We start from the raw sequence: 24,748 nt of genomic DNA, 5'->3' as shown, positions 1-24,748 counted from the left end.
AGGGCGTGTTGAACATTCAAATATTAGGGCTGCTGATCGCTAAAATTGCACCAAACTAGGCGCAAGCCGACGATAATGTCGAGACCTTAACTAGGCTTGTAACGACTTTTGGGGTGATTTTAGCATCAGCCTTTCAGGGCAGTACTTTTTTTTGCCAATACATGGCGAAATTGTTTAACCTAGAATGACTAGGCATCAAAAATTTCACTGCATATTGTCTAAAAAATAGTCACTGCCAGCACCACATTTGAATGTTCAACACGCCCTAGTTATTCAGCAGGAATCGCGACAATCTGTGCAGCCAGCTCTTTGTCAAATGGGCGACATAGTGTGGCAAATTTTTCCTGAATGGCTCTTAGCTGATCAATGCTATCGCCAGCAAAGCGTGCTGTCAGATGGTGACTGGTGTTTGACTGTCTCAGCACACCAAAGCCATGTGCAAAATCCAAACGAACGCCATCGATACAGCTTAGCGTTGTTCCTACTGGCATTAAGTCTCTGGCTTGTTTGAGGGTTAGATGAGGCTCAATCACGGAACAATGACAATCTACTAGCGAATCAGTGTTGATCAAATGATGGTCAGAATCTGCTGATGTCGCCTTTAACAGTTGGCGTAAATAACGACAGAATTGGGAGAGCTGTTCTACGATTGAATACTCCGCCCCCAAAGTCTTTGGCATCGGCAAGTAATGATCCGCAGTACTGACCATCGCAGGTAGGTCGTCCGTAATATCTGTCAGTGATTTTTTACCGCGTCCAACGCCATTCGCTGCTAACCAATGCAGCAGTCGTAGAGCGGCATACATGGCGTCATCATAAACAATAAAACGGCTATCGTTGAATATAAAATGTCCTGACAACTCACCAGCAAAGACAATTTCACCAGCAGAACACTGTAACTGCTCGCGCATAAAACTGCTACCTGTGCGACTGATGACAGGTGTGGCACCAAGCTCAGACAAAAGCGTTGAGAGGTGATGAGAGCATTTTATATCAAAAACGATCTGAGGCTTGAATGATGAATCTACAGAATTTTTTGGAGATAACATGTTAGGATGTTCAGCGAGCGTCAATTGCGCCAGTAAGTACAGTAGATGGTCAGGCGAGACGACTTTGCCGTTATTATCCACGATCATTAGGCGATCACCATCACCATCAAACGCCAGACCTATGTCTGCTTGATGTTGTTGTACGCTGTGCTGTAATAGTTTGAGACGATGAGGTTCGGTAGGATCCGGATTTCCAGAGGGGAAGTTGCCGTCTGGTGTGTCATTGAGCATGACAATATCTTGGCAGAAATGACCAAATAAACGTTGAGCGATGAGACTGGTCGCCCCATGCATACAGTCGATAACCATTCGAAAATCAAGCTTGGTAGAGGGCTGGTTGTTTGACGGTCGTTTGTTTGAAGGTTGTGGTTTAGATTGATGAATTTTCTGAAAAACTTGGTCAATAGCGGCAATATAAGCCGTTGCTATTTGCTCAGCAGGTAAGCATGTATCCTGCGGATGGTTTTTAAGGCCATTCGCTTGCATAGCACGGTTGTATTCTGCATCGATTGATGCCTGCTGGCGATGCAGGAGCTGCTGATAAAACAGCTGAATCTCTGCACTGCTGGGCGAGCGATGATTGACCAACCACTTGATGCCTAAAATCTCTTTTGCAGAATGACTGGCGGTCACAATGATACCGTGCCCCTGATATCGCTCAGCCCAAAAAACCATCATAGGTGTCGTGACCAAACCTAACTGGATAACTTGTAAATTATGATGAGTCAATATAGATGCAATTTTTTGCGCAATCATATCGCTACCGATACGCGCATCGTAACCAATCACGATAATGGTGTCTTTATTGTTTTGGTTTTGAGTTATCAGACTGTTTGTTGAGCTAATATCTTTCAATTCAGTATTATGCGCACAGGCATCATTTGGGAGCTTATGGTCTAACGAAGTAGATAGTGCGCTATAACGATGGGCAAAAGCATGCCCCAATGCTTGTATAAACTCAGTAGTGAAATACTGGCGTGAACCACGAATATCATAAGCACGAAACAAGGATTGCTGCGCAGCAAAAGATGGCATTGCTTACTCTCCTTATTATCGTGGTTAATCTCTTTGAGATAGACAAAAAATAAAATAACAAATCAGTAATAGCTACTGATCATTGACTACTGACGACCTGAATGTCCAAACCCACCGGCACCGCGGACGCTTACATCACTGAATTCTGTTACCACTGAAAACTCAGGACGAGCAACCGGTACGACGATATATTGCGCCATACGCTCTGCTGGATTAAGCACAAAGTCTTCGTTACTGCGATTCCAAATACTAACCATCAGCTCGCCCTGATAATCAGCATCGATTAGCCCGACTAGATTACCCAAAACGATACCATGTTTATGACCCAGACCAGAGCGCGGCAAGATCATACCTGCATAATTAGGGTCTTGGATATAAACGGCGAGCCCAGTACCAATCAAATGTGTGTCACCGGCTTTAATGGTCAATGGCTCATCAATACACGCACGCAAGTCGATACCTGCACTGCCATCAGTGGCACGAGTCGGAAGTGAAAATGCTTCATCTTCGGTGATTTTTGGATTAACGACTTTTACTTGTACAGCTTGCATAATGCACTCACTTAACGATTTCAGGGTTTTAAAATGATAATTTTGGGCAAAGGTGATTTAGGGTCTGTTGAATAGTAATGACATTTTTACAGTTTAGTGTTTGATTATAGTATCAACACACTGGCTAAGCCTAAAAATGACATAAAGCCGACAATGTCCGTCACGGTCGTCAGGATAACAGAAGCAGATAGCGCAGGATCGATATTCATACGTTTTAGCACTAACGGTATACTGATACCTGATACGTTTGCAGCTGTCATATTAATGGCAATAGCCAAGCCAATGACCGCACTAATTTTGATGTCATGAAACCACAGTTGGGCAATAAATGCCATAATTATTGCCCAAATAATACCGTTGATGGCGCCGACCCACAGCTCTTTGTTTAACAGCCATACACGGTTAGAACCACCGATTTGACCCATCGCCATACCGCGTATGACAACTGTCAGTGTCTGAGAACCGGCGATACCACCCATACTAGCGACAACTGGCATAAGTATCGCGAGCGCCACGACTTGCGCCAATACTTCTTCGAATTGTCCAATGACCGCCGCTGCTAATAACGCGGTACACAAGTTGATGCCTAACCAAACGCTACGACTTTTGGCACTGGTCAAAATTGGTGCAAACAGCTCTTCGTCCTGACTGACACCCGCAAGGTTTTTCATGGTGCTATCGACATCATCTTGGATGATTTCCATGATGTCTTCGCCATTTAATTGACCGACTAGCTCGCCATAGCTATTAATCACGGGAGCAAAGCGAATATCTTCTGAACGAAAAATCGCTGCAGCATCTTGGATATCTAGTCGATCATTAATAGTAACAGCCGCATCAATCAAATCGGATACTAAAGTGGATTGGGGGTGTTTAATCAAATCAACCAAACTCAATAGTCCAAGTAACTGTTGGCTTTGATCTACAACCAACAGCTCTTGGCTTTCATCATCGAGTAAGTCATCGTTTTCCCGTAGCCAGTTTTGTACTTCTGCAAGCGTGATGTCTTCTCTTACCTGAATAATATCAGGATCCATATAGCTACCGACTTCCCAGTCGACATAGGTGTCTAGTCTGTTGACCTGAACTCGGATATCTTCGTCTAAGGTCGCCATGACTGAGGTTCGCACACTCTCGGTCACCGTGTCCAAAATCTCAGAGATATCTTGTGCATCGAGGTCTTGGGTAAATAGAGAGATCTCTCTTGAAGAGATTTTTTCCATTAAGGGCTGGCGGGTATCAACATCTAACTCAGCAAGGACTTCACCCTTGATACTCTCTGGAACTTGTGCCCAAATTAGTAGACGGGTTTGAGTCGGAAAAGACTCTAGCAGGTTGGCAATTTCGTATTCTGACTGTTTTTCTAAAAACTCAGTAATGGCTGTATATGCCTTGTCAGCAACCAAATCTTGTAGATACAGCAGCTTATATTCAGCGTTGTGTTCAGCTGAATTATAATCTATTTGTAGTGAAGAAGGTTGATCTTGATCAGGCATAGAAGTAGGCATAAAAATTCCTGATTTTTAAAACTGCAAATAGTAGCAATGACTAAAACATTAATTGTTGGCTTAGTTTTGGTCGTATTGTTTAAGTGTGTTGATGCATATTAGCGATTACCTAATAACGCTCTAATATTCGCCAAATATTCATCAGCCACGGCTTCTGGATCTTTGGTTGCTTTTTTCTTTTTGGCTTTGGCGGGCCAGTCGATATGATCCTCTGGTAGCTCCTCTAAAAATCGCGATTCAGAGGTAACACGCATCTGCCCACCTGCACGGCGCTGCGTTGCTAATGTCAATGTTAGCTCACGCCGAGCACGAGTAATGCCTACGTACATTAAGCGACGTTCTTCCTCTATCGTTTCACTCAAGATAGAGTTGCGGTGTGGGAGCATTTCTTCTTCAAGGCCCATGATATAAACAAAGTCAAATTCCAAACCTTTGGCCGCGTGTAAGGTCATCAAGTTGACTTTATTGGTGTTCTCTTCTTCTTGCTGCTGCTCAAGCATATCTAACAATACTAGCTTACGAATAATAGTATCAATCGTGCGATCTTCATCTTCTTCCGCGCGGTTAATCAAAGATTGAATACTGGTGTAGAGCATATCGATATTGTCGATGCGATTTTTTTCTTGTTGCGGGGTTTTAGAGTCGCTACGCACAAAATCAATATAACCTGTTTCATCGATCATCTGACGGACAATAGGAACTGGGTCAGGATGTTGGTCTAACTCACGTGTATAGTGCTCGATAAAGTCACCGAACTCTTTTATTGTGCCATAAGCCTTCGATGGCAAAACATGAGACAGACCTGCATGGGTACAGGAAGCCAGTAGCGATATGCTGTGCTCCTGTGCAAACAAGCCAAGCTTTTCGAGCGTCGCCGGTCCCATACCACGCTTAGGTGTATTAATAATCCGCAAAAAAGCACTATCGTCTTCAGGGTTCAAAATCAAGCGTAGATAGCCCATGATATCTTTGATTTCACTACGTGCAAAGAAAGATTGGCCACCAGATAACTTATAAGGCACTTGTAACTGTCGCAGCTGTGCTTCTAGCATCCGCGCTTGAAAATTACTACGGTACAGAACGGCATATTGCTCCCACTCATTACCGAAACGCAGCTTATGCGTGACGATCTCTTTTGCCACACGCTCGGATTCGTCATCATCATTACGGCAATTAATAATCCGAATTTTTTCGCCTTGACCTTTATCCGACCATAGTTTCTTTTCAAATAAATGCTCATTGTTGGTAATGACGGCGTTGGCTGAAGTTAAAATACGCGTGGTTGAGCGATAGTTTTGCTCAAGCATGACGATTTTTAGTTTTGGAAAGTCTTCTTTTAGCAATCCCATGTTTTCAGGCTTCGCACCGCGCCACGCATAAATAGATTGGTCATCGTCACCCACCACGGTAAAACGACCTTGTGGACCAACTAGATGTTTGATCATCTCATACTGAGCGGTATTGGTATCTTGATACTCATCGACTAAAAGGTAGCGAATACGGTTTTGCCACTTATCACGTAGCTCTCTGTTCTCACGCAGTATCTTAGTTGGCAAGACAATTAAGTCATCAAAATCGACCGCATTATAAGCCCGTAAATTACGCTCATATAGTGCATATAAGGTAGCAAAGATCATCTCTTCTGGATCGTCTAAGGTTTCCATCGCCTTGTCGGGCTCTATCAGATCATTTTTCCAATCAGAAATCATTTTTATTGCTTTGCCAACCAGTTCGCGACTTTCTGCGCCGCTTAGATTGTCACGCATCATTAGCTCCATCAGTAGACGCTTACTATCGTCACTGTCCATGATGGAAAAATTGCCTTTTAGAGGGGTGTGAATCAGCTCATAGCGCAAAAACTGCAGCCCAAATTGGTGAAAGGTCGACACAGTTAGACCACGCGTTTTTTCGCTGGGTAGCAATTTGCTTACCCGCGCTTTCATCTCACGAGCAGCTTTATTGGTAAAAGTCACTGCTGTGATGCGCTCAGCAGGCATGTCGCACTCTTGGATCAGATAAGCAATCTTACGAGTAATGACCGATGTCTTACCAGAGCCGGCACCAGCCAATACCAGTAATGGACCGGAGACGTAGAGCATGGCCTCGGATTGTTTGGGATTAAGTTGACTCATAACGTGACCTGTAAGACAAAAGCAAAAAAGAAGGTAGTGCTGATAGCGGTATTAAGATGTACGCGAGGCGTATCACTAAAATGGCTGCCCTAATGATGTTTTAATTAAAAATTATTCAATAAAATCAAGTGGGCTATTATAAAGCAAAAGTCAGTGCTTTGGGTGAGGAGTTGAGTGTCGAAAATGGGGTTTAGATGCATCAAATCTTTGCTTTATAAGGCGTCATTACTACTCATGATTGAAAACATGGATTTGTACTCAATATAAGGTAACCTATATATCATAACTGTTGTTGCAAAAAACATATTTTTTTTGCATATAAAATGACCGTTCAATACAGTTAAAAACTAGCTTTTAGACGCTGAAATGCGTATAGTACGTAAATAATTTATGCCAGTTGTCTTGTCATTGTTGACTACGTGTAATGAGCTATTAAATCAATTAAGTAAATAGTCGAATATGATATTGATTTAATAAGTTGATCTTACGTTGTTAAAAGATGCGTTAGGCGACCAGCCTTTTTGTCCGTGCGATATCGGAATCCCTTTATTGGTCTCGTCTGACATCGTCGTCAATAAGCTTGATAATTGGTTGTTACCAGCACAGTACTTAAAATAGTTGCTTACATACAGCGATTCAATGACAGTTACTTGTGTTTTCGTCTGGGTTACGCCTGTCGCTAGATGACCTTGAGAGGTCATTACTTGCGCTGCGCTTAACACTCGATTGGGTGAGGAGCACGTATTATCATGTCTGCTTTTAATTGGTCAGCAATAGCTTTTATCTTAGCCGCCATTGGGCTAGTTGTCTTTATGCTAGTCGTACCACGTTTGCTTGGTGGTCGCTCTCAAGGCTCACAAAAAGAAGAAATATTTGAAGCGGGTGTTGTCGGAGCTGGCAACGCCCGTATTCGTTTGTCTGCCAAATTTTATTTGGTGGCTATCTTCTTTGTTATCTTTGATCTAGAAGCGCTCTATTTGTATGCCTACGCCGTGTCAGTACGTGAGGCGGGGTGGCTTGGTTTTGCTGCTTCTGCTATCTTTATTACTATTCTCATCATCGGTTTAATATACGAGCTAAGTTTGGGTGCGATGAGTTGGGCACCTGCTGATAAGCTGCGCAAAAAAGTACGTCTATACGCAGCACCTGCTGGTTTTAATCTAGCAGACATCACCAAGTTTGACGGTGCTCATGAGTTAATGGTTGATCCCACGGGTAAAGTGCCAGCACAGTCTTCAGGCCAGATTAACGTATCAAACAATATTGAAATCAATCGTCATCATCTAGAAAACATCGATCACATTAATACCACAGGTAATGTTACGTCTGTGGATTTTGCGGCGTCTGCTCAAAAAGACAACGTGAAACGTTAGATATTAAGTTTGTCTTAGTTGGCAACAGCTTATCAAGCGCTAATAGTAGAAGTGTGAAGACGTGTTTGTATTGATGATTGCTTATTAATAATAGAAGTTAAGGCGATAGCGAGGACAAGATGATTGTCACACTACGTCTAATATAAAGGTTGTATGTTATGAAATACACATTAACAAAAGCCAACCCTGATGCAGAGAAGTATCCTGCACAGACCACTCAAACGGTCAATGACCCTATCGAAGATGAAGTCAATAAAAACGTCTTTATGGGTCGTCTCGAAGACCTTGTTCATTCAACAGCAAACTGGGGGCGCAAGCACTCACTCTGGCCATTTAACTTTGGTACTTCTTGCTGTTATGTCGAATATGCCACTACCTTAACCGCTGTTCATGACTTATCACGCTTTGGCGCGGAAGTTATTCGTGCGTCGCCTCGTCAGGCAGATGTGATGATCGTTGCTGGTACGTGCTTTGTCAAAATGGCGCCGGTTATTCAGCGCCTTTATGAGCAAATGCTTGAGCCTAAATGGGTTATCTCAATGGGTGCCTGTGCCAACTCTGGCGGCATGTATGATATCTACTCAGTCGTACAAGGCGTGGATAAAATTATTCCAGTCGATGTCTATGTGCCAGGCTGCCCGCCGCGTCCAGAAGCGCTAATCCAAGGTTTGATGTTGTTACAAGAGTCTATTACTAAAGAGCGTCGTCCGTTAGGTGCTTATGTCAACGAAAAAGGCGTCTATCAGCCACAGATGACACCTGAGCGCGATCGTAAGCAAGCAGATCGTATCGCTGTTAAAAACTTACGTAGCCCAGACAGTATTTAGGCTCGTGCGTTTAGATTGATAGTAATAACCATAGCAACAACGTCAACGTTTTATACGCTCATCACAGTGTAGTTATGATGAATCAGTTATGATTAATGAAGGAATACATCATTCATGGTCACGGTAGTCGAAAACACAGATCCTAAGATCAAACCTGTTCCAGCAGTTATCAAAGAGCTAGAGCATAAGTATGCCGGTAAATTTGTCGTGCAGCACACTGTTGATGAGATTCCAACAGTGTGGGTTGCACGTGCTGACTTACTCGATATTCTCTTATTCTTGCGCAAGCTGCCAAAACCCTATGTCATGTTATTTGACCTATCAGCCATAGATGAGCGTCTGCGTCAGCATCGCGCGGGGTTACCTGATAGTGACTTTACAGTGTTCTATCACTTAATGTCACTTGAGCGTAATAGTGATGTGCGTGTCAAGGTTGCATTGAGCGAAGACGATGTCAATGTGCCTAGCGCCACCCAGATTTGGCCAAATGCCAACTGGTATGAGCGTGAAGTGTGGGACATGTTTGGTATTGTTTTTACAGGCCATCCGCATCTAACGCGTATCTTATTACCAAAATACTGGGAAGGTCATCCACTGCGTAAAGAGTATCATGCGCGTGCGACTGAATTTACCCCGTATTTCTTGAATACTGCTAAGCAACAATACGAGCAAGAGAACTTGCGTTTTGTCCCAGAAGAGTGGGGTATGAAACGTTCAGGTCGTGATGAAGATTTTATGTTCTTGAACATTGGTCCTAACCACCCCTCAGCTCATGGTGCATTCCGTTTGGTACTACAGCTCGACGGCGAAGAAGTCGTCGATTGTATCCCTGATATTGGCTATCACCATCGCGGTGCAGAAAAAATGGCCGAGCGTCAAACTTGGCACTCATTTATTCCGTATACCGACCGTATTGACTACCTCGGCGGCGTGATGAACGAGCTTCCGTATATCATGTCAGTTGAGAAGCTTGCAGGGATTAAGATTCCACCGCGCGCTGAAACCATCCGTGTGATGATGAGTGAGTTTTTCCGTATTACCAATAACTTGTTGTTTGTCGGTACCTTCATTCAGGATGCAGGTGGTATGACCCCTGTGTTCTATATGTTTACCGATCGCCAAAAAGCCTATGATGTCATCGAAGCGGTGACAGGCTATCGGATGCATCCCGCTTGGTTCCGAATCGGCGGTACCGCTGCCGATTTGCCACGTGGCTGGCAGCGTCTGGTTCGAGAGTTCTTAGATTGGATGCCAAAACGCTTGGACGAGTATGTCAAAGCCGCATTGCAAAACAGTGTGCTCAAAGGCCGTACTCAAGGGGTTGCTCAGTATAATGCTAAGCAAGCGCTTGCTTGGGGTGTGACTGGTGCAGGTCTACGTGCGACAGGCGTCGATTTTGATCTACGTAAAGCACGTCCATACATGGGCTATGAGAATTATGATTTTGAAGTGCCAGTTGGTTACAACGGTGATGCTTATGATCGTTGTATGGTAAAAGTCGAAGAGATGCGTCAGTCGTTACGTATTATTCGCCAGTGTATGGATAATATGCCACAAGGCCCTTATAAAGCGGATCATCCACTAGCTGTACCGCCGCCGAAAGACCGTACCTTAAACGATATTGAAACTCTTATTAATCACTTTATCTCAGTATCTTGGGGTCCTGTGATGCCAGCGGGCGAGTGTACGACGATTGTCGAGGCGACTAAAGGTCTAAATAGTTATTACATCACCTCAGATAAGGCGACGATGAGCTATCGTACCCGTATCCGTACGCCGACATTTGCACATTTACAGCAGATGCCGTCAGTGATTAATGGTTCGCTCGTCTCTGATGCCATCATGTATTTGGCATCAATTGATATTGTGATGGCAGATTGTGATCGCTAACGCTTTGATTTAAGCCTAGTGCTTTGAGTGAAAAATTATAGTTATTAAAAAGACACATATTATCAATATATCATTGCCGAATGGCACACCAAAATGCTGATATGTTGCGGTATAGCGATATTCATAAGTCTGTTAAGGCTATTGCTATTCGGTGATGAAGTGTGATGAGTGAGGACAGATAGAAAACTATGAAAATTGTTTCCGATAAAATGCCAAAAGTAGATGTGGAAAGCATTCTCACTAGCGAGGAAATTGCGTCTATCCATGAGTTTATGCACCATTATCCACAAGCCCGTGCCGCCTCACTAGATGCACTAAAAATCGTGCAGAAGCGTAACGGTTGGGTAGATGATGCGCAGGTGAACGCCATTGCTAATATTTTAAATATTCCAATGTCAGATATGGATGGGGTCGCTACTTTCTTTAACCGTATTTATCGTCAGCCTGTTGGTCGCCACGTTATCCTTATTTGTGATTCAGTGGCTTGTTTTTTGACAGGCTATGAGGCGTTATCGGCTGAAATTAGATCGCAGCTGGGTATTGAATATGGTCAAACAACGGCAGATGGGCGCTTTACATTATTGCCAATTTGCTGCTTAGGTAACTGTGATAAAGGGCCTGCTGTGTTGATTGATGAAGACACGTATGGTCCTGTCCAACCCTCCGAGGTCGCGCAATTATTGGAGCTATACGCATGAGATTAACGCTTTCAGAGCAGATTGCTCAACGTAGCCAAGGCAAGGCACCAAGCCAGCTTAATGAGCAGCGCATTCCAATTTATGGTGATAAAGCCACAGCCACTAGCGAAACCAAACCGTTAACGTGGCGTCTAGCACATCATGATGCGGTGCTAGATCTGGCCACTTACGAATCTCTAAAAGGTTTTGATGGCTTAAAGCAGGCCTTAAGTCAATCGCCTAAAGCCGTCGGCGATATGATTAAAGCTGCTAACGTCAGAGGTCGCGGTGGTGCAGGCTTTAATGCTGGTTTGAAATGGACGTTTATGTCACCGCCAGATGGTTTACCTCGCTATCTTATCTGTAATGCCGATGAGATGGAGCCGGGTACCTTTAAAGACCGTCTATTAATGGAGCGTCTACCGCTTCAGTTGATTGAAGGTATGCTTATTACCGCGCATGCCATTGGTGCAACCGATGGTTATATCTTTATTCGTGGTGAGTACATTTTGGCCGCTGAGCGTTTGGTTGCTGCCATTGATGAGTGCTTGGCTAACAACCTCATGGGCGATAATATTTTAGGCTCAGATTTTAGTTTTAACCTGCATGTGCATACGGGTGCTGGACGCTATATTTGCGGTGAAGAAACGGCACTTATTAACTGTCTAGAAGGCCGACGTGCTAATCCACGTACTAAACCGCCTTTCCCGCAAATTTCTGGTGCGTGGGGCCGCCCAACCGTTGTCAATAACGTTGAGACCTTGAGCAATATGCCCGCCATCTTAAACCATGGCGTAGAGTGGTACCAGTCGCTATCGGATATCAAAGGTACTAGCAAAACACCAGGTACTAAGCTATTTGGCTGTTCAGGATTGGTCAATGATCCTGGTCTGTGGGAATTGCCCTTTGGTTATACCGCACGCGAAATCATTGAAGGTTTGGCGGGCGGTATGATTGATGGTAAAACGCTTAAAGCATGGCTACCAGGTGGCGCATCGACTGACTTTTTAACAGCCGAACATTTAGATGTCATAGTAGATTTTGACACTATTCAAAAAGCTGGTAGTCGTATGGGTACAGGACTGATTATGGTGGTGGATGAAGCACAAGATATGGTGCCACTGGTTCGTAATCTTGAGATTTTCTTTCAGCGTGAATCTTGCGGTTGGTGTACACCATGCCGTGATGGTCTGCCGTGGGGTGTCAAACTGCTTACTGCCATCAATGATGGTGAGGGGCAGACAGGTGATTTGGAAAAATTAGAGGGCCTTACACGTGACTTATGGATTGGTAAAACTTTCTGTGCGCATGCGCCAGGTGCGATGGAGCCACTAATGAGTGCGATTAAATATTTCCGTCCTGAATTTGATCAAAAAATCGCGCAGGCGGTTGGTGTCGATATTATTGATGCTGCAGCCAACCAACAGCCAGTAGTGAAATAAGGAGAGCGGCATGGCAGTCATACATATTGATGGAACCACTGTCGAAGTAGATAGCGCAGATAACTTGTTACAAGCTTGTTTATCGCTCGGCATTGATGTGCCTTATTTTTGTTATCATCCAGCTCTTGGTTCAGTAGGATCGTGCCGTCAGTGTGCGGTCAAGCAGTTTCAAAACAAAGAAGATATGGAAGCGGGTCGCGGTCGTCTCGTGATGTCATGTATGGTCGCCCCTGGCGATGACATGTACATCTCGGTCACTGATGATGAAGCCAAAGCATTCCGTAAATCAATGGTTGAGCTACTCATGACCAACCATCCACATGACTGTCCAACTTGTGAAGAGGGTGGACATTGTCATCTGCAGGATATGACCTATATGTCTGGTCATAATCGTCGTCGCTATCGATTTACCAAACGCACGCATCACAACCAAGAGCTTGGTCCGTTCATCGCACATGAGATGAACCGTTGTATCGCTTGCTATCGCTGTGTACGTTTTTACAAAGACTATGCGGGCGGCGAAGATTTAGGCGTCTATGGCTCAAACAACCGCGTCTATTTTGGTCGCGACCAAGATGGTCAGTTTGAGAGCGAGTTCTCAGGCAACTTAACCGAAGTGTGTCCAACAGGTGTTTTTACTGATAAAACGCATTCTGAGCGTTACAACCGTAAATGGGATATGCAGTATGCACCAAGCGTTTGTCATGGTTGTTCGGCTGGTTGTAACATCTCACCAGGTGAGCGTTATGGTGAATTGCGCCGTATCGAAAACCGCTATAACGGTGAAGTAAACCGCTATTTCTTATGTGACCGTGGTCGCTTTGGCTATGGCTATGTCAACCGTGACGATCGTCCTATCCAAGCGCTTGAACGTATCAATGATAAGCATGTCAAAATAAATATCGATTATGCACTTGATGAAACCATCAAACGTATCAAAGATAAAAAAGTCATTGGTATTGGCTCACCTCGTGCCAGTCTAGAGACCAACTTTGCGCTAAAAAACTTGGTGGGCTTTGATAAGTTTTCAACTGGTTTGAACCATCAGCAGCAAGCACTGGTCAATAAATGCATCGAAGTATTGAGTACGGAAGGCATTTATAATCCTAGCATGACAGATATCGAAAGTTATGATGCGGTATTGGTATTGGGTGAAGATATCACTCAAACCTCATCACGTGTTGCATTGTCAGTACGCCAAGCCGCAAAAAACGAAGGCCTAAAAATGGCGGCAGCATTAAAAACGCAGCCGTGGCTTGCAGAGCCTGTTAAACGTATTGCTCAAGATGCCTTAAGTCCTGTCTATGTCATCGATGTGACTCAGACTAAGCTCGAAGACATCAGTAAAGTCAGCGTAGTCGCAACGCCTGAAGATATCACTAAGCTTGGCTTTAAGGTTGCTGCTGAGATTGCTAGTTTCGCTGATGATTTATTAGAAATAGTAGATCCACAAGCGGCTGAGCAAGATGCTAATATTGATACTAGTACTGATGCCAGTAATGAGACTGATGGGATGCAAGCGTTGGCGCAGCAAATCGCTTATGACTTGATTCAAGCGGACAAGCCGTTGGTCATTTCAGGTAGTAGCTTATCGTCTACCGCATTGATAGAAGCAGCGGCGCAGATTACTCAAGCATTGACGCAAAAACGTTCAGCAATTAAAGCGACTGAACAGCATCAAGTTGAGGCTCATAATGCCAAAGTCCATGCGGCTCAAGCAAAAGCTGCTGACGACCAACCTGAAGAAGACAAAGATTTATCTGCGAAACCGAACAAACCTAAAACGGGCGTGAATACAGAAGCGCAAGATGATGTAGAACGCGCACCTGCCGAACCGCTCGAATTAAAAGAAGTAAACAATAAGTATCATGCACAAGCAGGTATCTATTTAACGGTTACCGATGCTAATAGTATGGGTGTTTGTATGCTTGGCGGGCAATCAGTTGAAGAATTGTTAGCGACTGATTTCGATGTGGTGATAGTCGCTGAAAATCAGCTGACTGATGCCATCGATGCCAATAAATTGACGCAGCTATTATCTGATAAAACTGTCATTGCACTGGATCATCAGCTACTTGATTGGCACAAAGATGTTGATATTGTATTACCTGCGGCAAGCTTTGCTGAAGCAGATGGTACGCTAATCTCTGCTGAAGGCCGTGCGCAGCGTTTCTTCCAAGTTTATGACAATGAATATTATCATCCGATGAGTAGCATCAAAGAAGGCTGGCGCTGGTTACATGCAGTGCATAGTAGCATTGAAGGTCGTGATGTTGATTGGACACAGCTAGATGATGTCATCAAGGCATTAATCGCTACGCATCCTAAGCTTGCTGGTATTAAAGGTGCTGCTCCTGATGCTGATTACCGTATGACTGGTCTTAAAATTGCTCGTCAGCCACGCCGCTATTCAGGTCGTACCGCTATGCGTGCGCCGATATCCGTGCATGAGCCGATGCAGCCAAAAGATTTAGACACCGGTTTGACCTTCTCAATGGAAGGTTATAGCGGTAAGCAAACGCCAAGCTCGATGATTCCTTTTGCCAGTGCGGCAGGTTGGAACTCACCACAAGCATGGAACAAGTACCAAGACAAAGTTGGCGGCCATCTGAAAAATGGTGATCCAGGCGTACGCTTATTTGATCAGCTAGCACGTCTAGAAACACGTCAATATATTGCGCCAGAAGCAATGTCTGTGACGACAACTGATATGCAACAAGGACAAGCCAAGTTGGTGCCTATCCATAATATTTATGCTAGCTCGATGATGGCCTCACGCAGTCCAATCGTCGCAGAGCAACTACCTGTGGCTACATGGCGTATCGGTATGGATGACGCTAAGGACTGGAATATTGCTAATGGCGATTATTTGGCAATTGAGATTGATAAGCAACAAATCACCTTGCCTGTACAGATTGTTGGTTATTTAGCAGAAGGTTGTATCGGTTATCCAGTCGGGCAGGTGAGTATCATTCACCCATCGATGCCAGCGTCTGTACGTAAAGTTGATGCACCAATCACTATGATGGGCAGCATGGCTAATGACAGCACTTTGATAAATAATGGTGCTGGCAATGGCACTAACAATAACGATGCAGCGCAGATAAACGCAGCGCCTACCACCACACAGGAGGTGTAATATGCAAGTTACCCGTATTATCCCTGATGTGCCAAGCTTTTTGGCAGGAAGTCTGAGCTTTGATGCCTGGTCCATCTTATTTCTGGTTGGTCAGTCACTGGTTATCTTCTTAGTCGTGGTATTGGTTGCGGCGATGATGATTATCTATGAGCGCCGTATGTTGGCCTTATGGCAAGATCGTTATGGTCCAAACCGTGTGGGCCCATTTGGTTCACTACAGCTGGTTGCTGATATGCTCAAAATCTTCTTTAAAGAAGATTGGACGCCGAACTTTACCGATAAGTTTATGTTTACGTTGGCACCTGCGGTCGCGATGTTTACTGCATTGGCCTCATTTGCCATCATTCCTATCTCGCCAACGCTTGGCGTGGTTGATTGGGATATTGGTATTCTATTTTTCTTTGCTATGGCTGGTATTGCTGTCTATGCCGTGATGTTCGGTGGTTGGGCATCTGCCAACAAGTTCTCGTTATTGGGTGGTCTGCGTTCAGCGGCACAAACCATCAGTTATGAAGTTTTCTTAGGTTTGTCGTTGATGGGTGTGGTTGCATTGACTGGCTCGTTTAATTTGCGTGCTATTGTCGAAGCGCAAGTGGATGGCTGGTATATCATTCCACAGTTTTTTGGGTTTTTGACCTTTGTAGTAGCTGGTGTGGCCGTTACGCATAGGCATCCATTTGATCAGCCAGAAGCAGAGCAAGAGCTGGCCGAAGGGTATCATGTTGAATATTCTGGTATGAAATTCGGTATGTTCTTTATCGGTGAGTATGTCAATGTCGTGTTGATTTCTGCATTGATGACCTGCTTATTTTTTGGCGGTTGGCTTGCGCCGTTTAATTTAGATATTCCATTTATTCCACCAGCTTTTTGGTTCATGATTAAAACGCTGTTCTTTATGACGCTGTTTGTTTTGGCTCGAGGCTCACTCATGCGTCCGCGCTATGATCAAGTGATGAATTTTGGCTGGAAAGTTTGTCTGCCAGTAACGTTGATTAATCTGTTGATTACTGCTGCAGTCATTTTGATCTTTTCCCCAACGTTGTAGTCATCACTAGCCATCATTGATGAACTAGGGTAAAGCTGATAAGGATAATAATCCCATGTTTACTACCATAAAAAAGACCGTCATTGGTATATTTACCATTGTTCGCAGTATGTGGATGGTCAATAGTCATGCGCTTAGACCACGCGATACCATCCTTTATCCAGAAGAGCCTGTACCAGTCCCGCCACGTTTTCGTGGGCGTATTGTGCTGACGCGTGACCCGGATGGTGATGAGCGTTGCGTTGCTTGCAATTTGTGTGCTGTAGCGTGTCCTGTGGGCTGTATTTCACTACAGAAAGCAGAGCGTGATGACGGCCGCTGGTATCCAGAGTTTTTTCGAATTAACTTTTCACGTTGTATTTTTTGTGGATTGTGTGAGGAGGCTTGTCCAACGACAGCCATTCAATTGACGCCTGACTTTGAGTTAGGCGAATATAAGCGCCAAGATTTGGTTTATGAAAAAGAGCACTTGCTCATTTCAGGATCAGGTAAATATCCGGATTATAACTATTATCGTGTGACGGGTATGGCGGTAGCGGACAAACCAAAAGGCGCAGCACAAAATGAAGCTGCACCGATTGATCTAAGGAGCTTGCTGCCATGATGAATATCTTGAACCATCCTGAACTGGCAGGATTTTATTCGCTCGCTGCAGTGGCTATATTTGCCAGCCTACGCGTGGTAACCCAAGCCAATCCAGTGCATGCTATTTTATCGATGATTGTGTCATTACTGGCGATTGCTGGTATCTTTTTTGTGCTAGGAGCCCCATTTGCAGGAGCCCTAGAGATCGTTGTTTATGCCGGTGCCATTATGGTGCTATTCGTCTTTGTTATCATGATGCTCAATTTAGGTATGAGTAATGATGAGCGTGAAGAACGTTGGCTAGATGCGGGCACTTGGGCGATACCGACAGGACTGACGCTCATTATTGCGGTTGTGCTTTATGCGATGATTGGTCTCAATCATGATGAAACAGCGATGATTGGCGTGACATCTATTTCGGCCAAAGAAGTGGGCACTGTGTTATTTACTAAATACGTGATGCTGATAGAAGTGGCAGCATTACTATTGTTAGCGGCGTTAGTTGCTGCTTATCATTTAGGCAAAGAGTCTATAGATGATGAAGTTGAAAGCAACGCTAGTCAGGCATTCAGACCTAGTGTCGGTAGTATTAAGCAATACGAACATACGACACAAACCGATAATGATACGGTAAAAATGGCCGAACCATACGAATATAAAGAAGTAGACCCGCATGACTATGTCAGTATGAATGTGGGCACGCAGGTAGGTGTGAAGAAAGTTGCACGCAAGGAGTCAGACTAATGGTACTAGCAGCGAGCGTGGCACAAGATGTTGCGAATGTGCCGTTTGCCCATGAGGTGGCAGGCTTAGTACAGCCTGTGGCTGAGGCACAAAGTGTACTGGGTATGATACCTATGAGCCACGGATTGATTCTGGCAGGTATCTTATTTGCTATTGGTCTGTGCGGGGTCATGGTACGGCGTAATTTTTTATTTATGCTAATGAGTCTTGAGATCATGATGAATGCGGCAGCTCTAGCATTTGTAGTGGCAGGTAGTCGTTGGGTCGATCCGGATGGACAGATTATGTTTATCTTTATTTTGACATTAGCAGCAGCAGAGGCTGCCATTGGTTTGGCAATATTATTGCGGTTTTATCATCAGCGTGGGCATCTTGATGTCGATAGCGCCAATGAGATGAAAGGATGATGTCATGAGTTTATTACCATTAACCTTTATATTCCCGCTCGTTGGCTTTTTGATCTTAGCCTTTATGCGCGATAAGTTAACGGAGCAGGTGGCAGCGATTGTCGGTGTGGGTAGTATGCTGTTATCAGCACTATGCACACTAGTCGTTAGTTATACTTTTTTGACCACCAATCCAGCAGGAACGGTCGTAGAGATACCGCTTTGGACGTGGTTCCAAGTCGGTGATTTTGCGCCAAGTTTTGGCTTGAGCTTTGATGGCTTAACTCTGACGATGACGGGTGTTATCACTGGCATTGGTTTCCTGATTCACCTGTTTGCCGCTTGGTATATGAAGGGTGAAACTGGATTTGGACGTTTTTTTAGCTATATGAACTTATTCGTTGCCAGTATGTTGTTACTGGTACTAGCCGATAATTTGTTTTTGCTTTATCTCGGTTGGGAAGGCGTGGGTCTTTGTTCATACTTGCTAATTGGTTTTTATTACCAAGATAGGGCCAATGGTCTTGCGGCAATGAAAGCCTTTACGGTTACACGTGTCGGCGATGTATTCTTAGCCTTTGGTCTGTTTTTATTGTTCCGTGAATTTGGCACACTTAATATTCAAGAGATTATTACTCGTGCGCCAGAAGTGTTCGATATCAATAACCCAACGATGATGTTGACAACGATGATGTTGGTTGGCGGCGCGATGGGTAAATCAGCACAGCTACCATTACATACATGGCTTGCCGATGCGATGGCGGGTCCAACACCAGTATCAGCATTGATTCACGCAGCAACGATGGTCACGGCAGGGGTTTATTTAATTGCCCGTCTACATCCGTTGTTTGAGCTGACCCCTGGTCTTTTATTGTATTGGGTCGGCGGTGTAGGGGCCTTGACGTTGGTTGTTGCTGGATTTTGTGCGTTGGCACAGACTGATATCAAACGTATTCTTGCCTACTCAACGATGAGTCAAATTGGCTATATGTTCTTGGCATTGGGCGTTGGTGCATGGCAAGGGGCAATCTTCCATCTGATGACGCATGCTTTCTTTAAAGCCTTATTGTTCTTGTCATCAGGTGCGGTCATTCTTGCGGTACATCATGAACAAGATATTTTTAAGATGGGCGGCTTACGCAAAAAGATACCATTGGTATTTTGGTGCTATATAGTCGGTGGCGGCGCACTTGCAGCGATACCTTGGGTCACCGTTGGTTTTTATTCTAAAGAAGCGATTCTTTGGGAAACTTATGCCACAGGTCATCTCGTATTATTCTACATGGGTGTGTTTGGTGCCTTCTTAACTGCGATTTATACGTTCCGTATGATTTGGATTGTTTTCTTTGGTGAAGAGAAAACACCTGCGCATAAGCTGTCTGGTATGTCGTACTGGTTACCTCTTACAATATTATTGGTGCTATCTACTGCCATTGGTGCATGGATTACACCGCCATTGCAAGGAGTACTACCAGAGAGTGTTGGGCACTTATTAGAAGTTGCCGGTGAAGCACATGCTAAGCACACAGCAGAATATATCGCCATGGGTGCGATGGCTGCAGGTCTAATATTGGCGGCATTCCTATATGTCGCAGATAAAGGTCGAATGCTGACCAGCTTTAAGCGCTCACGTATTGGTGGTGCGTTATATCACTGGTGTTATCATGGCTTAGGTTTTGATGCGTTATACGACATAATTTTTGTAAAACCCTTTTTGTTCATCGGCCGCTTACTTAAAGCCGACCCTATTGATAAAACGTGGCTCATCCTACCTAAGCTGGCATCAGCGGGTAATAAGATGTTGTCTGCGACACAAACAGGGTCACTTCGAGGTTATGCTACAAGCTTTGGCTTGGGTATGGCTGTGCTGTTGGTGCTGGTAATGATGACGGTGGTATAAGATGATTGAGTTACAACAAACGTGGATGCTACCAGCATTAATTGCAATTCCTTTTATTGCAGGATTGCTATGTTGGTTGGTCGAGCGGTTTAATAAACGTCTACCGCGCTGGATTGCCTTGATTGGCATGATGCTGACTTTTGTACTGTCCCTAGTGCTATGGCATTACGGTGACTTTAGCGGGATGAGCAAGCAAGTGATTGGGCCAAGTGCCAATCTGCCGTGGGTCGCAGAATTTAGTGTGCCATGGATACCGAGTTTTGGTATCAGCTTTCATTTAGCATTAGATGGTATGTCTTTGCTGATGGTCGCTTTGACAGCATTTCTGGGTATTGCGGCAGTGGCGTGTTCGTGGAATGAAATTCAGCGTCGAGTTGGTTTTTTTCATCTGAACTTGCTATGGAGTTTGGGCGGTGTCATTGGTGTTTTCTTAGCTATTGATATGTTCTTATTCTTCTTCTTTTGGGAAATGATGCTGGTTCCTATCTACTTCTTGATCGCGATTTGGGGTCATGATGTCGTTGGTAAAACCAAAGAATATGCGGCTACCAAGTTCTTCATTTATACCCAAGCTTCTGGGCTTATCATGCTCATTGGTATTTTGATGTTAGTTATTATTAGTTACGCCCAAAGAGGTGTGGTGAGTTTTAACTATAATGACTTGCTTGGTACGTCACTTGGTGGTTGGGAATATCCAATCATGCTGTGTTTCTTTGTTGGTTTTGCGGTGAAGTTGCCTATTATACCTTTCCATGGCTGGTTGCCTGATGCGCATGCGCAGGCGCCGACAGCAGGTTCGGTAGATTTAGCAGGTATTTTGATTAAGACGGCAGCATATGGCTTGATTCGGTTTGTCTTGCCATTATTTCCAGCAGCATCACAAGAGTTTGCTCCCATCGCCATAACTTTAGGTACGATTGGTATCTTTTATGGTGCATGGCTGGCCTTTATGCAGACCGACATGAAACGTTTATTGGCTTATACCAGTATTTCGCACATGGGTTTTGTGGTCTTGGCTATCTATGCTGGTACCTTACTCAGCTTGCAAGGTTTGATGATTCAGATGCTTGCACATGGCCTGAGCTCAGCGGCGTTGTTCATTATGGCTGGCCAGTTGTATGAGCGCTTGCATACACGTGATTTGACCTTGATGGGTGGTATGTGGGGACAGTTCCGCTATTATGCACCGATATTGATGTTCTTCTGTGCTGCGTTGCTTGGTATCCCTGGTACTGGTAACTTTATTGGCGAATTTATGATTCTATTTGGCTCATTTGCACAATATCCGGTATTTGTGGTACTTGCCACATTCAGTTTGGTATTGGCAGGTTTGTATTCGCTTATTCTCATTCACCGCGCATTATTTGGTAAAAATAATATTGAAGCGGTTTCAATACAAGAAACCAAGTCACATGGTCTACCACCGCGTAAACTAAAAGATTTGGGCAAACGTGAATTGTCATTGTTACTCATATTGGCCGCTGGATTGGTTTGGCTCGGTCTGTACCCACAGCCGTTCCTTGATACGTCAAGTCATGCGATGCAGTGGATCAATAATGCGTATGTATATAGTCAAGTAACACAAGTAGATGCGGCGCACCTGCTTGATGCAATGGAGGCACGTTAAGTCATGAATGATATTACGATGAATGATTTGATGGGATTGTTGCCTTATGCACCAATCATTACCGTAGTGATTACAGTACTGGTGGTTATGATTGCCATCGCAATTAAACGCTCACATATGGTTACTGGCACAGTTACCGTCGTTGGTTTAAACATTGGTTTATTTACTTTGCTTGGTCAAATGACTGGTGTTATCAATAGCGGTACTCTGGCACCAAATGCTGAACAGCTATTTGTGATTGATAATTTTGCTCAGTTTAACATGGTGATCATTTTTATCTGTGCATTGGCTTGCTGTACGTTATCTTATGCATATTTGACCAATTTAAAAGATAATAAAGAAGAGCTTTATTTGCTCATGTTGTTATCGACGATTGGTGCTTTGCTGATGGTCAGTGCTCAGCATCTAGCGTCATTCTTTATGAGCTTAGAGATGCTATCTATACCACTGTACGGTATGCTGTCATATACCTATATGCGTAAAAACTCGCTAGAGTCTGGTCTAAAGTACCTAGTGCTATCTGCGACGGCGTCAGCCACTTTATTGATGGGTATGGCATTTATTTATGCAGAAGTAGGGTCGTTGGCCTTTAAGCCTATTAGCGTGGAATTGAGTAATATTTTTGAATCGCCACTGTTGATACTGGGCGCGGCGATGATGATGTTTGGTATTGCCTTTAAGCTATCCGCCGCACCTTTTCACATGTGGACACCTGATGTTTACGAAGGTGCACCAGCACCTATCGCTACGTTCTTAGCCTCAGTATCTAAAGTAGCTATGATGGCATTAGCGGTTCGATTCTTACTTGATACGGCGTTGCTGGCACTACCATCGGTACAGATGTTATTGATGGTAATTGCGACCTTATCTATCTTAGTGGGTAACTTACTGGCTGTACGTCAGACCAGTCTGAAACGTCTACTGGGTTATTCTTCTATTGCCCATATGGGTTACGTGCTTATCGTAATCGTGAGTATTGGTAGAGCAGCAGACAGCATCTCAAGTATGTATATGGTCGTTTATGCCTTGACTTCTATTGGTGCTTTTGGTGTAGTCACCTTGATGTCGAGCCCTTATCGTGCTACTGGAGAAGCGGATGAACTCACGCATTACCAAGGGCTGTTTTGGCGTCGTCCAATACTGACTGCAGTAATGACGATTATGATGTTGTCATTGGCTGGTATTCCATTGACAGCAGGCTTTATTACTAAGATGTTTGCGATATTGGCAGCAGTACAAGGTACCAACTGGTTCTTGGCGGCAATGATTATCTTAGGTAGTGCGATTGGCTTGTTCTATTACTTGCGCGTCATGCTCACACTCTTCAAACGTCCTAAGCAGTTTATTGAGTTTGATGTCTCTGGACAATGGGCGATGCGTACGGGTGGTATCATGATTATTGCGGTGACGGCAGTGATTATTCTCTTTGGTATCTTGCCAAGTAGTATGATTGAATGGGCAAGTTTGGCACATATTTGGTAGTGTCATTATTAGGGATATGAGATAAGTCAGCACTTGTTCCTTGTTTGCTGTTACGGTTGTGAAACCAAGATGCGCCAGCTTTATGATAAGCTTGGCGCATCTTTTTTTTGTTTGTGTCGTATAAGATTTTTAACAATCAGTTTTTTAAAATCAGAGCCACTACTCAAATTAAAGCGATGGCTCTCTAACCAAACTAAAAATAGCTAAGTTTTGCTAAACAGCGTCAAATAGCTGGTTAATATTTCGATATTATCTATACTGTTTTTCTTGTTTGACGGCAATTTATCTGATTTTTATCTCCGTTTTTGGAGTGAGGAAACACCTTAGACTTTAATAAAAATAAGTAATTAACTACCAACTATAAGTGATTAACTACCATGAGTGACAATATTCAAAAAGTAACCGTGCTCAGTAAAACCACATGGACACCCAATTTGTTTAGCTTTACGGTTAGCCGTCCTGACAGCTTTAAATTTACTGCAGGGCAGTTTGTGCGTTTGGGCGTCAATCCTAGTCATTTGAACTATTATAAGCAGCAAGGTAATTTAGGTGATGATATTGCCGATGAAGAGATTTTTCGTGCTTATTCTATTATTTCTTCACCCTTTGACGAGGTATTAGAGTTCTTCTCTATTGTTATCCCTGATGGTGCGTTTACCTCACAGCTGCAATATCTACAAGTGGGTGATGAGCTATTGCTAAATACCACACCGTTTGGCTTTTTGACGTTAGCACGTTATCAAAAACCACTGCCCAAAGATTTATGGCTACTGGCAACTGGTACAGGATTGGCACCATTTTTATCGATGCTACAAGACTTGAAAACGTGGGAAGATTACGAACATATTGTACTCGCCTATAGCGCTCGCTCGCTAGAAGAGCTTGCTTATATTGAGAAGATTGAAAGCTTGCAACAAGAGTTTGGCTCATTGGTGGAGAATCCTGCTAAATTAACCTTTATTCCTATTGTTACCCGTGAGCCGGTCGAGGGTGCGTTAGCAGAACGTCTGCCAAAGCTATTATTAGAGGGCACACTACAGCAGTGGGCAGGTATTGCACTAGACATCGATAGTACGCATGTCATGCTATGTGGTAATCCTGACATGGTAGAAGATACTAAAGAAGCACTGAAGGCGTTAGGGTTGGTTATGAATCGCCGCGGTGAGGGTAATATTGCGGTAGAGAATTACTGGTAAAGATGTGGCTAGTTTGATTATCTTATAAGCTTGATGCTGTAAAAACGTTGATTCTTAAGAGTAGTCGCATTTAAATAAGCAACTTATAGGATCAACGTTTCTATATAATACCAAACCCAAAATATATAGTATAATCCGCTTATGACTATACCAATACATA

19 protein-coding genes are annotated in these 24,748 nt (G+C 43.9%); 14 read left to right on the top strand and 5 right to left on the bottom strand.

Translation table 11 applies throughout. The features are described from left to right. Positions 1-269: 269 nt before the first annotated feature. The 5 genes from EI164_RS07115 to EI164_RS07095 form a co-directional block, all read right to left on the bottom strand. Positions 270-2,084, bottom strand: a complete 1,815-nt coding sequence (locus tag EI164_RS07115) for a phosphomannomutase (protein WP_192519289.1) — start codon at positions 2,082-2,084, stop codon at positions 270-272. An 86-nt stretch (positions 2,085-2,170) separates the two neighbouring features. Then, positions 2,171-2,635, bottom strand: coding sequence for a dUTP diphosphatase (gene dut / locus EI164_RS07110; RefSeq protein WP_192519288.1), 465 nt, complete (start codon positions 2,633-2,635; stop codon positions 2,171-2,173). Between the two features lie 104 nt (positions 2,636-2,739). After that, positions 2,740-4,143: a magnesium transporter gene (gene mgtE, locus EI164_RS07105; RefSeq protein WP_192519287.1), complete on the bottom strand. Its 1,404-nt coding sequence runs from the start codon at positions 4,141-4,143 to the stop codon at positions 2,740-2,742. A 98-nt stretch (positions 4,144-4,241) separates the two neighbouring features. Beyond that, entirely contained in the window at positions 4,242-6,275 is a 2,034-nt protein-coding gene (locus EI164_RS07100) for a UvrD-helicase domain-containing protein (protein ID WP_192519286.1), read from the bottom strand. Positions 6,276-6,745: 470 nt separating this feature from the next. Next, entirely contained in the window at positions 6,746-6,976 is a 231-nt protein-coding gene (locus EI164_RS07095; protein ID WP_192519285.1) for a hypothetical protein, read from the bottom strand. A gap of 48 nt (positions 6,977-7,024) precedes the next feature. Here EI164_RS07095 and ndhC point away from each other — a divergent pair, with 48 nt between their 5' ends. The 14 genes from ndhC to EI164_RS07025 all read left to right on the top strand — a co-directional run bounded on the left by ndhC (position 7,025) and on the right by EI164_RS07025 (position 24,588). Continuing rightward, the gene (gene ndhC, locus EI164_RS07090) at positions 7,025-7,648 is read left to right on the top strand and encodes an NADH-quinone oxidoreductase subunit A (RefSeq protein WP_192519284.1); all 624 of its coding nucleotides are present in this window, start codon (positions 7,025-7,027) and stop codon (positions 7,646-7,648) included. A 158-nt stretch (positions 7,649-7,806) separates the two neighbouring features. Next, positions 7,807-8,475, top strand: coding sequence for a NuoB/complex I 20 kDa subunit family protein (locus tag EI164_RS07085; protein WP_192519283.1), 669 nt, complete (start codon positions 7,807-7,809; stop codon positions 8,473-8,475). Between the two features lie 114 nt (positions 8,476-8,589). Next, complete coding sequence (nuoC, locus tag EI164_RS07080; protein WP_192519282.1) at positions 8,590-10,365, top strand: NADH-quinone oxidoreductase subunit C/D; 1,776 nt, start codon at positions 8,590-8,592, stop codon at positions 10,363-10,365. Between the two features lie 188 nt (positions 10,366-10,553). After that, entirely contained in the window at positions 10,554-11,063 is a 510-nt protein-coding gene (gene nuoE / locus EI164_RS07075; RefSeq protein ID WP_192519281.1) for an NADH-quinone oxidoreductase subunit NuoE, read from the top strand. Beyond that, entirely contained in the window at positions 11,060-12,484 is a 1,425-nt protein-coding gene (gene nuoF / locus EI164_RS07070; protein WP_192519280.1) for an NADH-quinone oxidoreductase subunit NuoF, read from the top strand. The genes nuoE and nuoF overlap by 4 nt, the downstream gene beginning before the upstream one ends. Positions 12,485-12,494: 10 nt before the next feature. Then, positions 12,495-15,623: an NADH-quinone oxidoreductase subunit NuoG gene (gene nuoG, locus EI164_RS07065; protein WP_192519279.1), complete on the top strand. Its 3,129-nt coding sequence runs from the start codon at positions 12,495-12,497 to the stop codon at positions 15,621-15,623. A 1-nt stretch (position 15,624) separates the two neighbouring features. Then, positions 15,625-16,668, top strand: a complete 1,044-nt coding sequence (nuoH, locus tag EI164_RS07060; protein ID WP_192519278.1) for an NADH-quinone oxidoreductase subunit NuoH — start codon at positions 15,625-15,627, stop codon at positions 16,666-16,668. Positions 16,669-16,723: 55 nt separating this feature from the next. After that, positions 16,724-17,272: an NADH-quinone oxidoreductase subunit NuoI gene (gene nuoI, locus EI164_RS07055; protein WP_192519277.1), complete on the top strand. Its 549-nt coding sequence runs from the start codon at positions 16,724-16,726 to the stop codon at positions 17,270-17,272. Next, positions 17,269-17,997 (top strand): NADH-quinone oxidoreductase subunit J, encoded by a 729-nt coding sequence (gene nuoJ / locus EI164_RS07050; RefSeq protein WP_192519276.1) that lies wholly within the window; start codon positions 17,269-17,271, stop codon positions 17,995-17,997. The genes nuoI and nuoJ overlap by 4 nt, the downstream gene beginning before the upstream one ends. A gap of 98 nt (positions 17,998-18,095) precedes the next feature. Further along, positions 18,096-18,404, top strand: a complete 309-nt coding sequence (gene nuoK, locus EI164_RS07045; protein WP_192519290.1) for an NADH-quinone oxidoreductase subunit NuoK — start codon at positions 18,096-18,098, stop codon at positions 18,402-18,404. 4 nt (positions 18,405-18,408) lie between these two features. Continuing rightward, positions 18,409-20,283: an NADH-quinone oxidoreductase subunit L gene (nuoL, locus tag EI164_RS07040; protein WP_192519275.1), complete on the top strand. Its 1,875-nt coding sequence runs from the start codon at positions 18,409-18,411 to the stop codon at positions 20,281-20,283. 1 nt (position 20,284) lies between these two features. Then, the gene (gene nuoM, locus EI164_RS07035) at positions 20,285-21,910 is read left to right on the top strand and encodes an NADH-quinone oxidoreductase subunit M (protein ID WP_192519274.1); all 1,626 of its coding nucleotides are present in this window, start codon (positions 20,285-20,287) and stop codon (positions 21,908-21,910) included. A 3-nt stretch (positions 21,911-21,913) separates the two neighbouring features. Next, positions 21,914-23,392, top strand: a complete 1,479-nt coding sequence (gene nuoN / locus EI164_RS07030; protein ID WP_192519273.1) for an NADH-quinone oxidoreductase subunit NuoN — start codon at positions 21,914-21,916, stop codon at positions 23,390-23,392. 377 nt (positions 23,393-23,769) lie between these two features. After that, positions 23,770-24,588 carry a ferredoxin--NADP reductase gene (locus EI164_RS07025; protein WP_192519272.1) on the top strand — a complete coding sequence of 273 codons (819 nt, stop codon included), beginning with the start codon at positions 23,770-23,772 and terminating at the stop codon, positions 24,586-24,588. Positions 24,589-24,748: the final 160 nt, after the last annotated feature.

It is taken from the genome of Psychrobacter sp. FME13 (assembly GCF_014861395.1).
Taxonomy (GTDB): domain Bacteria; phylum Pseudomonadota; class Gammaproteobacteria; order Pseudomonadales; family Moraxellaceae; genus Psychrobacter.
This window is presented reverse-complemented; position numbering and strand designations above follow the sequence as displayed.